Source organism: Pseudoduganella sp. jia 9 (assembly GCF_055502615.1).
This window is the reverse complement of the sequence record NZ_JBUPWE010000007.1, coordinates 228,013-240,581: the sequence shown is the minus strand read 5'-3', so window position 1 is coordinate 240,581 and position 12,569 is coordinate 228,013. Positions and strand designations below refer to the sequence as shown.

9 protein-coding genes are annotated in these 12,569 nt (G+C 67.1%); all 9 read left to right on the top strand.

Annotated features, from left to right (window positions below):
• Window positions 1-49: 49 nt before the first annotated feature.
• The 9 genes from ACY34H_RS10745 to ACY34H_RS10705 all read left to right on the top strand — a co-directional run bounded on the left by ACY34H_RS10745 (window position 50) and on the right by ACY34H_RS10705 (window position 12,569).
• A complete protein-coding gene (locus ACY34H_RS10745; protein WP_464977591.1) occupies window positions 50-1,504 on the top strand; it encodes a Ppx/GppA phosphatase family protein in 1,455 nt (484 codons plus the stop codon).
• A gap of 150 nt (window positions 1,505-1,654) precedes the next feature.
• Window positions 1,655-4,114 (top strand): PAS domain-containing hybrid sensor histidine kinase/response regulator, encoded by a 2,460-nt coding sequence (locus tag ACY34H_RS10740; RefSeq protein ID WP_464977482.1) that lies wholly within the window; start codon window positions 1,655-1,657, stop codon window positions 4,112-4,114.
• Window positions 4,115-4,234: 120 nt separating this feature from the next.
• A complete protein-coding gene (locus tag ACY34H_RS10735; RefSeq protein WP_464977481.1) occupies window positions 4,235-4,858 on the top strand; it encodes an exopolysaccharide biosynthesis protein in 624 nt (207 codons plus the stop codon).
• A gap of 286 nt (window positions 4,859-5,144) precedes the next feature.
• Window positions 5,145-5,891 (top strand): carbonic anhydrase, encoded by a 747-nt coding sequence (locus ACY34H_RS10730; RefSeq protein WP_464977480.1) that lies wholly within the window; start codon window positions 5,145-5,147, stop codon window positions 5,889-5,891.
• 194 nt (window positions 5,892-6,085) lie between these two features.
• Entirely contained in the window at window positions 6,086-6,913 is an 828-nt protein-coding gene (locus ACY34H_RS10725) for a substrate-binding periplasmic protein (RefSeq protein ID WP_464977479.1), read from the top strand.
• Window positions 6,910-10,368 carry a response regulator gene (locus tag ACY34H_RS10720; protein ID WP_464977478.1) on the top strand — a complete coding sequence of 1,153 codons (3,459 nt, stop codon included), beginning with the start codon at window positions 6,910-6,912 and terminating at the stop codon, window positions 10,366-10,368. The genes ACY34H_RS10725 and ACY34H_RS10720 overlap by 4 nt, the downstream gene beginning before the upstream one ends.
• Entirely contained in the window at window positions 10,365-10,826 is a 462-nt protein-coding gene (locus ACY34H_RS10715; RefSeq protein WP_464977477.1) for a response regulator, read from the top strand. Before ACY34H_RS10720 ends, ACY34H_RS10715 begins: the two co-directional genes overlap by 4 nt.
• 85 nt (window positions 10,827-10,911) lie before the next feature.
• Window positions 10,912-11,640, top strand: coding sequence for a hypothetical protein (locus ACY34H_RS10710; RefSeq protein ID WP_464977476.1), 729 nt, complete (start codon window positions 10,912-10,914; stop codon window positions 11,638-11,640).
• A 146-nt stretch (window positions 11,641-11,786) separates the two neighbouring features.
• Window positions 11,787-12,569, top strand: a complete 783-nt coding sequence (locus tag ACY34H_RS10705) for a GNAT family N-acetyltransferase (protein ID WP_464977475.1) — start codon at window positions 11,787-11,789, stop codon at window positions 12,567-12,569.

Below are 12,569 nucleotides of genomic sequence, written 5' to 3'. Positions count from 1 at the left end.
GTCTAATGTGATAGGATTTTCGGTATAAACAATATAAATGGATTCTCCGATGTATGCAGCGGTCGATCTCGGATCGAACAGTTTTCGCCTGTCGATAGGCAAACATGATGGCGACACGATTCGCGTGCTGAAGAGCATGCGCGAACCGATCCGGCTGGCCGCCGGGCTCGATGCCGCCGGCAACCTCACCGAAGCGGCCCAGCAGCGCGCCATCGCCTGCCTGCAGAACTTCGCCATCACGCTGTCGGCCTACCAGCTCGACGCGGTGCGGGTGGTGGCCACCTCCACCATGCGCCAGGCGCAGAATATCGCCACCTTCCTGCCGCAGTGCGAGGCGGCCATCGGATTTCCGATCGAGATCATTTCCGGCGAAGAAGAAGGCCGGCTGATCTACATGGGCGTGGCCAGCGCGCTGGCCCAGCCGAACGAGCGGCGCCTCGTCGTCGATATCGGTGGCGGCTCGACGGAACTGATCCTGGGCCGCGGCTACGACATCGAGCGGGTCGAATCGTTCAGCGTGGGCAGCGTGAAGCAGAGCCTGGCGTTCTTCGTCAACGGCTATGTCGACTCGCCGTCGTACGAGGCGGCGATCCTGTCGGCACGCAGCCATTTCGAGGACGGCGCGCCGCCCTACATGCCGCAGTTCTGGAAACGGGCCTACGGCTCGTCCGGCACGATCCGCTCGATCGCCGAGGTCATCGAAAAGAACGGCCTGGGCAAGGGCATCACGCCGGACAGCCTGGAGGCGCTGAAGCAGCGCTTCATCGCGCTGGGCCACGTCAACCGCATCGACCTGCCGGGCCTGCGCCCGGACCGGGCCTCGACGGTGGTGGGCGGCCTGGCGATCCTGATCGGCGTGATGCACGAACTCGATATCGACGAACTGGCGCCCATCGAGGCCGGCCTGCGCATGGGCGTGATGTGGGACCTGACGATGCGCGAGATGCGGCTCGACCGCCGCGAGCAGTCGGCGCGCGACTTCGCCCGCAAGTTCCACGTCGACGAAGCCCGCGCCGCGCGCGTGGCCGACGATGCCCTCGCGCTGCTGGAGCAGCTGAAGCCGTCCAGCGAGGCCACCGGCCGGATGCTCTACTGGGCCGCGCTGCTGCATGAAGTGGGGCAGGCCGTGTCGCAGACCGGCCACCACAAGCATGCCGCCTACCTGATCGAACATGCCGACCTGCCGGGCTTCACGGACCGCGAGCAGCGCACCATGAGCCGGCTGCTGATGGCGCAGAAAGGCAACCTGCGCAAGGTCGAGGAGTTCCTCGCCGACGCCGATTTCGCCCGCGCCGTGGTCGCGCTGCGGCTGGCGATCGTCTTCATGCATGCGCGCATCACCGTGGCCGAAGCACAGCCGAAATTGCGCATGAAGAACCGCATCGAACTGGAACTGCCGCGCGCACTGGTCAGCGGGCATCCGACCCTGTCGTACTGGATCGAGAAGGAGCAGGAGCACTGGGACGAGGTGGGCGTCGACCTGGGCCTGCGCACCGGGACCTGAAAAGCGTGGCGGCGGCCCCCCGGCCGTGCCGCGGCTCCCGTGAAGCTGTTTTCGGGAAATTGTGGCATTCTCGACGGGAACCGCTGTTCCTCCGCACACGGGGATACGGCAGCTCCGCGCATATGCGTCTCCGGCCCAAGGAATCGAAACTTGCAAACAGTCCCCGTTGCCGCGCCGGATTACCAGGCCCTGTTCGATGCCGCGCCAGCGCCTTACCTGGTCCTCACGGCAACGCTGCATATCGCGGCCGTCAACCAGGCCTATCTGCAGGCAACGAAAACGGTGCGCGACGAGATCATCGGCCGGTATCTGTTCGATGTGTTCCCGGACAATCCCGACGATCCGGCCGCCAGCGGCGTGACCAACCTGCGGGCCTCGCTGCAGCGTGTCCTGCAGAACAGGTGCGCCGACACGATGGCCGTGCAGAAATATGACATCCCCGTCGCGCTGCCGGATGGCACCGGCTTCGAGGAGCGCTACTGGAGTCCCGTCAATACGCCGGTGTTCGATGCCGCCGGCGGCATCAGCCATATCATCCATCGCGTGGAAGATGTGACCGGGTATGTGCAGGCCAAGGCACGCAGCGCCAGCATGGCATCGACGATCGACGCGCAGGCGCTTGAGATCGACATGGCCAACCGCCGGCTGAGCGAGGCCAACGATGAACTCGAACGCCGGGTTGCGGCGCGTACCGAGGCGCAGCGGCAGACCGAGGAAAAACTGCGCGACAGCGAATTGCGCTTCCGCCTGATGGCCGATTCGATCCCGCAGATCGTCTGGATGGTCGACGGCGCCGGGCAGGGCATCTATTTCAACCGGCAGTGGCTGGCCTATACCGGCGCGCAGCCGGATAGCGCCGCGCCGGAACAGATTTCCGCCAGGTTCGTGCATCCCGACGACCATCCGGGCACCATGCAGGCCTGGCAGCGTGCATTGCAGTCCAGGCAGAGCTTTCATGTCGAGCACAGGCTCCGCTCGGCCGCGGGCGACTACCGCTGGTTCCTGGTCCGCGCCGAGCCGTACCGCGATCCCCAGTCGGGAGAGGTGAGCCTGTGGTTCGGCACGTCGACCGACGTGCACGACCGGAAAACGGCGGAGGCGGCCCTGCGCAAAAGCGAAGAACGGTATCGCTCGCTGTTCGAGTCGATCGACGAAGGCTTTTGCATCATCCGCATGCTGTTCGACGAGCGCGGCCATCCGATCGACTACGTATTCTGCGACACCAATCCCAGCTTCCAGCACCAGACCGGCCTGGTCGGCGCCGTGGGCCAATCGATGCGCGAGCTGGCGCCAGGACATGAGGCGCATTGGTTCGACACCTATGGCCGGGTTGCCCGGACCGGTGACCCGGTGCGCTTCGTCAACCAGGCCAGGGCGCTCGACCGCTGGTTCGACGTGTTTGCCTTCAGGATCGAGGAAGACGACGGCCCGAAGGTGGCGGTGCTGTTCAAGGACATCAGCGAACGCATCAGGAGCGAGGATGCATTGCGCGACGCCGACCGGCGCAAGGATGAATTTCTCGCCATGCTGGCCCACGAATTGCGCAATCCGCTGGCGCCGATCGCCGCGGCGGCCGATCTGCTGGCCTTGGGCAAGGCGGACGAGGCCCGCAACCGGCAGACCAGCGGCATCATCTCGCGCCAGGTCAGGCATATGACGGGACTGGTCGACGACCTGCTGGACGTATCGCGCGTCACGCGCGGGCTGGTAACGCTGGACAAGACGCGGCTCGACGCAAATAGAGTCCTGGCCGACGCTGTCGAACAGGTGCGACCGCTGATCGAGGCGCGCCGCCACGCGCTGACCCTGCTGATGCCGCCGGACCCTGCCTTCGTGATGGGCGATGCCAAGCGGCTCGTCCAGGTCGTCTCCAACCTGCTCAACAATGCAGCAAAATATACGCCGGAGGGCGGCAATATCGCCCTTTCCATGGCGGTGGACGGCAGCCGGATCGAGATCGCCGTTGCCGACAGCGGCATCGGCCTGACGCCGGACTTCCAGGCGCGGGCATTCGAACTGTTCAGCCAGGCGGCACGCACCCCGGACCGTACGCAGGGCGGCCTGGGCATCGGTCTGGCGCTGGTGCGCAGCCTGGTGGAACTGCATGGCGGCCGCATCGCGGTGCACAGCGACGGTATCGGCACGGGCAGCCGCTTTGCCGTATGGCTGCCGCGCCTGGATGATGTCGCGGCCGGCGCCCGCGCGGAGCCGGATCCGGCGGCACTGCCCGGCGCAGGCAGGCAGCTGAAGGTCATGGTGGTGGACGACAATGCCGATGCAGCGCAGATGCTCGGCGTCGTGGTCGAAGCGCTGGGACACCAGGCCATCGTCCTGAATCACCCGCGCCTGGCGATCGAGCGCTCGCGCATCGACCTGCCGGACATCTACCTGCTCGATATCGGCTTGCCCGACATGGATGGGTATGCACTGGCGCGATGGCTCCGGGCGCAGCCCGAGACGGCGCGGGCGACCCTGATTGCGGTCACCGGCTATGGGCAGGAACAGGACCGGCTGGCGGCGCTGCATGCCGGCTTCGACCAGCACTTCGCCAAGCCGATCGACAGCGCCAGGCTGGCTGCGGTATTGATGGATTCGGCAACTTCCGCGTGAGCGGCGCGATTGCTTTTATCTCTTTGATAATATCGCTATACTATGGCCCCGCACGCCTTGGCAAACGCCAGGCAAGTCCGCATATTGGCGGTCATCGGCACACAACCACGAAAGAATCCCATGCACGGTGAAACGATTTCACAACGAATCCGCACGCTGGTCCGCTCGCTGCCGCGTACCGGCATCACGCTGAGTGAACTGATCCACCGTGTCGGCAACGATGGCCTGCTGCTGCTGACCGCGCTGCTGACGCTGGTGTTCCTGATCCCCGTGTCGATTCCCGGCGTCAGTACCGTGTTCGGCGGCGCGATCCTGCTGATCGGCCTGTCGCGCCTGTTCGGCCGCGAGCTGTGGATCCCGGCAAGAATGCGCGAGAAGGTGATCGGCACCAGGAAGCTGCGCCCGGTGCTGCGCAAGGCGCTGCCGTGGCTGCAGAAGATCGAGCGCGTCAGCCGGCCTAACCGGATCGGCTGGCTGGTCGCCGATGGCCCCGCAAACCGCATGAACGACTTGTCGATGATCCTTGGCGCGGTGCTGTTGATGATGCCGTTCGGGATGATCCCGTTCAGTAATACTTTCCCGGCCGTGGCGCTGCTGTTCTTCGCCATCGGCCTGTTGCAGCGCGATGGAGTGTGTGTGCTGCTGGGCTACATCGCCAACCTGGTCACGATCGCGTACTTCGGCGTGCTCGTCACCGGCGGCGGCCTGGCCGTCCGCGAGGCGTTCAACCGCCTCAGCGCCTGAGCAACGGCCGGCGCCGGCTGCCGGCTGCCTGGTCGTTCCGCTGTATTCGTTCCCTCCACTTCAGTCCGGCGCGGCCTTTCCCCCTGGGAGAGGTGCGCCGCGATCCCGTCGCCGATACTGCCGCCAGCGGTTGCAGCGCAAGGCGGGCATGGCGTCTTAAGTTTCCTCTCATCTTGCCTTAACCAAATATTAGCGGTGATTCCGCTAACGTTGCCGCTGCCGAACCGCGCGGTCATGGGGACCGCGCGTGCGCCGCTGTCATCTTCCTTCAACGAACGGATCATCCATGAAAAAGACTTTGCTTATGCTGGCAGCCGCACTGGCCGCCATCGGAAATGTCCACGCCGCGGACAAGGGCGCCGCGCACTGGGATTACAAGGGCAAGGCCGGCACGGCCCACTGGGGCGAACTGGAGCAGGATTTCTCCGCATGCAAGCTGGGCAAGGCGCAATCGCCGATCGACATCCGCCACGAGAAGGCCGGTGCGCCGGCGCCGATCGGGTTCGGCTATACGGCCAGCACCGGCGACATCGTCAACACCGGCCACACCGTACAGGTCAACCTGGCACAAGGCGGCGCGGCGCACCTGGCCAGTGGCGATTACAAGCTCGTGCAGGTGCACTTCCACACCCCGAGCGAAGAGAAGATCCACGGCAAGCGCTACCCGCTGGTGGCCCACCTGGTGCACAGGAACGATGCCGGCGAGCTCGCCGTGGTTGCCGTGCTGTTCAGGCAGGGCAAGGAGAACGCCACGCTGAAGCCGGTCTTCACCGGACTGCCGGCGCATGCGGGGGACCAGCATCCCGTTGCCGGCACGTTCGACGCGGGCGCGTTGCTGCCGGCGCAGCATGCCTACTATGCCTACATGGGTTCGCTGACGACGCCGCCGTGCAGCGAAGGCGTCCATTGGCAGGTCATGAAGCAGCCGGTGGAGATCTCGAAAGCGCAGCTGTCCGCCTTCCGCAAGCTGTACCCGATGAATGCGCGCCCGGTGCAGCCGCTGAACGGCCGCGTGGTCGAAGTGACCGGCTGAGCGAAGGGTACTTTGCTGGATGGCAAGCGAGGCGCTCCCTGCTGGCCCGGCACACGCGGCACCGCGTGTGAAATGCCTGGCCGGCGCCGCGGGTCCAGCACGCAGCCGTGTCAGCGGCAGCCTTGAACTGGAAATATTGTCAAAGAGAATGTACCCCTGCCTTGTAGTTTTGCTTACACTATAGGCTTGTGAGCATGGAGGCAGGAATGGTGAGCGCCTGGCGCAGGAAGCTGGTAGTGAACGTGCTGGGCATCGGCGCCGGGCTGCTTGCCGCGTCCGCGCATGCCACGCAGGTACCCGCGGCGCCCACCATCACGCTGTGCTACGAACGCGCCAACGTGCAGCCATGGCGCACCGAGGACGGCCGCGGCCTGAACTTCGAACTGCTGAAACTGGTCGGGCAACGCGAGAATATCCGCTTCGACTTCCAGAGCATGCCGTGGAAGCGCTGCCTGGCGCAGTTGCAGGCCAACGCTGTCGACGGCGCCTTCGCCGTCAGCTTCAAGACCGACCGCCGCGAGATCGGCGAATACCCGGGCGGTGCCTCGCCCGATTCGGCCAAGCGCATGCATGTCGACCGCTACATCCTGATTCGCCGCAAGGGCAGCAGCGTGGACTGGGATGGCAAGGCGCTGCACAACGTGGACGGCGCCATCGGCGCCCAGCTCGGCTATTCAGTCACCGACCTGCTGCGCAGCCTGAACGTGACGGTCGACGAAGGCAGCCAGCGCTCCGATGAACTGGTGCGCAAGCTGCTGGCCGGGCGGCTCGCCGCGGCTGCCGTCGGCGGCAGCGATGCCCGTACGCTGCTGGCCGGCCCGTTCGGCGCGCAGATCGAGGCGTTGCCGCGGCCGCTGGTCGAGAAGCCGTACTTCCTGCTGCTGTCGCACCGGCTGGTCGAGCGCCAGCCGCAGCTGGCACGGCGCATCTGGGATGCCGTGGAAGCGGTGCGCAACGGCGAGCAATACCGCAAGCTCGAGAAATCCGCAGTGCCGGCGGCCGGCAAGGGCCAGCAGCCTTGATACGACGGGCCTCGAGCGCACTGCGCAAACTGCGCGACACCTGGCGGCGCGACATCGTGCTGCGTCTCGCCGTGTCGATCTTCCTGGCCGTCGCGCTGTCCACTGCCGCCTATACCACCTATGCCGTGCGCACGCTGCACGCGGAGGCCGAACTGCAATTGCAGGAGCGCTCCGAGCGGCTCGTGACGGTGCTGTCGCAGGCATTGGCGCGCCCGCTGTTCGACATCAACGGCGCGGCCATCACCAGCGTGGTCGACGCGATGCGCGCCACGCCGGAAGTGCTGATGCTGCGCGTGCTGGCGCCGAATGGCACCGAGCTGGCCGGCTTCGGCAGCGGCAGGTACGATGCCGCCAGCGCGATCACCGTGCACCGCGACATCAGTTTCCAGGATGGCGCCCGCAACTACAAGGTCGGCGCGATCGATCTGACGTATTCGCGGCGCGAGACCGACCAGGCACTGCAACGGCAGCTGCTCAACGCGCTGATGGTCAACCTGCTGCTGGGGCTGACAATCGTCGGTTCGGTGTTCGTCGTCGCGCGCAAGACCGTGCGGCCGTTCGGCGACATCCAGAAATCGCTGGAAATGCTGGCCCAGGGCAAGACCGACATCCGCCTTTCCGGCATCGGCCGTGCCGACCAGGTGGGCCGCCTTTCCATCGCGGTGCGCAGCTTCCGCGACACGCTGACCCGGCTGCGCTATGCCGAAAGCGAGTTGCGCGAGCTGAACGGCGATCTGGAGCAGAAGATCGATACGCGTACCGAGGAACTGAAGCGCACCATCGCCGCCGCGCGCGACAGCGAACGGAAGCTGCGCGCGATCGTCGATACCGCGCTCGATGCCGTCGTCAACATGGACCGCCATGGCCGCGTGGTGGGCTGGAACCGGCAGGCCGAAACGATCTTCGGCCATGCTCGCGACGAAGCGCTGGGCCAGCAGCTCGACACGCTGATCATTCCGCCGCGCTATCGCGGCGACCACCGCAAGGGCATGGCGCGCTATCTGGCCGGCGACGGGCCGGGGGAAGTGCTGGACCGGCGCATCGAGGTCGAGGCGCTGCACGCGGACGGCACCGAGTTCCCCATCGAACTGTCGATCACGCGCATCGGCCTCGATGCCGGCGAGTTCGAGTTCTGCGGCTTCATCCGCGATATTTCCGAACGGCGCGAGCGGGAGCAGAAGCTGGTGGCGGCCAACGTGCGGGCCGAGGCGGCCAATATCGCCAAGTCCGAATTCCTTGCCAACATGAGCCACGAGATCCGCACGCCGATGAGCGCGATCATCGGCATGGCCTACCTGGCGCTGCGCACCGACCTGAACACCAAGCAGCACGATTACGTCAGCAAGATTCACCGCGCCGCGCTGGCGCTGCTGGGCATCATCAACGATATCCTGGATTTTTCAAAGATCGAGGCGGGCCGCCTGGAAGTCGAGCAGGTGCCTTTCTTCCTCGACGAAGTGCTGGCCAACGTGGCCAGCGTGACCAGCCAGCGGGCGGCGGAAAAGCAGCTCGAATACCTGTTCAACGTGCCGCCGTCGATCCCGCGCCACCTGGTGGGCGACCCGCTGCGGCTCGGGCAGGTGCTGATCAACCTGGTCAACAACGCCGTCAAGTTCACGCCGCAGGGCGAGCTGGAACTGTGCTGCACGCAGCTGCCGGCACCCGCGGCGGGGCGTGTCGCCTTGCGGTTCTCCGTGCGCGATACCGGCATCGGCATGCCGGAAGAGCAGATGGGCAAGCTGTTCCGCGCCTTCAACCAGGCCGACGGTTCCACTTCCCGCCAGTTCGGCGGCACGGGCCTGGGGCTGTCGATCTCGCAGCAGCTGGTACGGCTGATGGGCGGCACGATCCGGGTGGCGAGCGAACCGGGCCGGGGTTCGGTCTTTTCGTTCGACCTGGAATTCGGCCTGTCCGGCCAGCCGGAGCGCTCGCCCGTGGTGCCGGCCGCGCTGAACAACGCCCGCGTGCTGCTGGTGGACGACAGTCCGGTGGCGCTCGACGTGCTGGGCGAGGCGGCGCGCGCATTGCCGCTGCGCGTGCAGACCGCGTCGTCCGGCGCCGAGGCGCTGGCCGGCGTGGTGGCCGCCGACGCGGCCGCCGATCCGTATGCGCTGGTGCTGACCGACTGGCAGATGCCGGGCATGGACGGCATCGAACTGGCGCGCCGGGTAGCCGCCGCGCCGCTGGCGCGCAAGCCGGGCATGGTGCTGCTGACGGCATTCGGCCGCGAGGAAGTGCAGCGCGAGGCGGAAGATGCCGGCTTCATCGGCTACCTGTTCAAGCCGATCGGGCAATCCGTGCTGGTCGATACGCTGGTGGCGCTGTTTTCTCCGCCGCGCCGGCACGGCCTGCCGATGGACGCCGGCAAGCTCGATGTGACGGGCCGTGTGCTGCTGGTGGAGGACAATCCGGTCAACCAGCAGATTGCCGCCGAACTGATGGGCATACAGGGTATCGCGGTGGAGTTTTCCGGCAACGGCCGCGAGGCGCTGGACCGGCTGGCGCAGACGGGCGCCGGCTACTTCGACCTGCTGCTGATGGACCTGGAAATGCCGCTGCTGGACGGCCATGAAACCACGCTGGCACTGCGCCGCGACCGCCGCTTCGACGGCTTGCCGATCATTGCGATGACGGCCCACGCGCTGGCCGACGTGCGCGAACGCTGCCTGGCCGAGGGCATGCAGGATTACCTGACCAAGCCGATCGACCCGGACATGCTGTACGCCACGCTGGCGCGCTGGCTGGGCCGGGCGATGCCGCCGGTGGCGCCGCGGCCGCCGCGGCTGCCGGGGATATTGGGCGAGGATGGCTTGCCGCTGCTGCCGGGCATCGACACCGCGCGCGGCCTGCGCCACGTGGCCGGCAACGAGACGCTGTACCTGCAGTTGCTGGACCGCTTCCGCAACTCGCAGCGCGATGCGGCCGCCGAGGTGGCGACCGAACTGCTGCGCTGCGAACGCGACGCCGCCCGCAAGCGCGCGCACACGCTGCGCGGCGTGGCCGGCAACGTGGGCGCCAACGCCGTCGAGGCGGCGGCGCGCGCCATCGAGGAGCTGCTCGACCGGGATGAAGTGCCGGCCGCGGCGCTGATCGACGAACTGGGCGCCGCGCTGCGCACGGCCGTTGCCGGCCTCGATGCCCATTTCGCCACCGTGCGCGATGTCGCCGATGCCGCCGATGCCGGCAATACGGGCGAGACGGCTGAAGGAAACGGCGATGGCGCCGATGCCGCGCCGGCGGCCAGCGCCGCGGATGGGGCGGCGGCGCTGGTCCGCCTGCGCGAACTGCTGGGCTCCTACAGCGGCGACAGCAACGAGTACTATGCCGGCGTGCGCGCGACACTGGCCGCCGTGCTGCCGCCGGCGGTGCTGGAGCGGCTGGCCGCGCACATCGCCAGCTATGAATTCGACGCGGCGCGCGAAGTGCTCGACGGCGCCGCCCGGGAGACGCCATGAATGCCGACCGGCCCACCATCCTGATCGTCGACGACACGCCCGACAACATCATGCTGCTGGCAACGCTGCTGAAGGAAAAGTACCGGACGAAAGTCGCCACCAATGGCGCCACCGCCCTGCGGATCCTCGCTGCCGGCGGCGTCGACCTGGTACTGCTGGACGTGGTGATGCCGGACATGGACGGCCACGAGGCGTGCCGCTGCATCGTGCAGGATCCGTGCACGGCCGGCGTGCCGGTGATCCTGCTGACGGCGCAGAGCCAGCCGGAAGACGAGGCGCGCGGCCTGGCGGCGGGCGCGGTCGACTACATCACCCGGCCGATCAGCCCGCCCATCCTGTTCGCGCGCGTGGCCACCCACCTGGCCCTGCGGGCGGCGCGCCGCGACCTGGCAAGCCGTAACGCGGAACTCGAGGCATTGCTGGCACGCCGCGATAGCAGTACGCCAGGGGAACTTTGAAGTTACCTGGGGAATGCAGGGGCAGGTGCTCTTTTCGCGAATATGGTATATATTGTTTATATAGTTCAATTTTCCAGGAGCATTCATGAACGCAAAGACCGATGTGATCAAGACTTCCGCCGATACCGCCACTAAGACCGCTGCAGCCCCCGCCGCCACCGAAAAGCCGGCACCGAAGCGTGCAGCGCGCAAGCCCGCCGCCGCGAAGGATACCGCGGTGAACGAGGCTGCGACGAATGGGGCCGCGGTGAAGGAGACCGCTGTCGAAGCGCCGGCGGCCGTGGCTGTGAAGGCGAGGGCGCCGAAGGCGGCACCGAAGGCGGAAACGGCCGCCGCTACAAAGCCGGCGGCCGCGCCGAAAGCCGAGCCGAAAGCCGCGAAGGCCGCCAGGCCGGCCGCCAGCGCGGAAACGAGCCAGGCCGTTGCGCCTGCCGCCGCGAAGCCGGTGAAGGCCAAGGCGGCCAAGGCGGCACCGGCAGCCGCGCCGGCAGCCGCCAAGGCAGCGAAGCCCGCCAAGGCTGCCGCCAAGCCGGCCAAGGCTGCCAAGGCAGTTGCCAAGCCGGCCAAGCCGGTGGAGAAAGCGGCGGCACCGCGCAAGGAACGCCTGGTGCGCGACAGCTTCACGATGCCGGAAGCGGAATACGCGGTGCTCGGCGAGGTGAAGAAAGCCTGCCTGAAAGCCGGCTTCGAGATCAAGAAGAGCGAACTGCTGCGCGTTGGCGTGGCACTGATCAGCCAGATCGACATGGCCACGCTGCAGAACGTGCTTGCTTCGCTGCCGCAACTGAAGACGGGCCGTCCGAAGAAGGACTGAGCGCCCACGGCACCGGCGCGCCGGCTTCCGCCATGGAAGCTGATGCGCCGGCGCCACGGTCACCGAACCGACACGCCGCTGTCATGTTCCTGAAGTAATCCCTCGCTACGCTGTGCTTCGTCTCCACTTCACCGAGAGGACGAAGCATGCAGCAGACGACCATCGCCAGCAGCGCCCGCGCGCCGCGCCCCCGTCTCGTAACGAGCATTGCCACCAACGCCGAGGAGTTGCGCGAAGCGCAGCGCCTGCGCTACCGCGTCTTCATCGAAGGCATGGGCCTGACGGCGCTGGCGCGGCCGGACGCCCTCGATTGCGACGAGTTCGACGAACACTGCGACCACCTGCTGGTGCGCGACGCCGTTACGCTGGAGGTAGTGGGGACCTACCGCGTCCTGGCGCCTGCCGGCGCGCGCCGGCTCGGCCGTTTTTATTCCGAAGGCGAGTTCGACATGGGCCGCCTGAACCCCCTGCGCGGCCGCATCATCGAAGCCGGACGCGCCTGCATCCACCCGGACTATCGCGGCGGCAGCGTCATCATGCTGCTGTGGGCCGCGCTGGCGGAGTACATGGACCGGCAGGGCTGTGATTACCTGGCCGGCTGCGCCAGCATCAGCGTGGCGGACGGCGGCCATAATGCCGTCGCGGTGTTCCAGCAGTTGCGCGAAACGCGCATGGGCCCGGCCGAGTACCGCGTCACGCCGCACCTGCCGTTCCCGCACGCGAAGATCGCACCGGCCGCCACGGCCAGCGTGCCGCCGCTGCTGAAGGGCTACATGCGCTCGGGCGCATGGATCTGCGGCGAGCCGGCCTGGGACCCCGATTTCGACAGCGCCGACCTGTTCCTGCTGATGCCGCTGGCAAACCTCGACTCGCGGTATGCCAGGCACTATGGCGTTGACGGAACGGTGGAGATGGCGATCGCCGCGTGA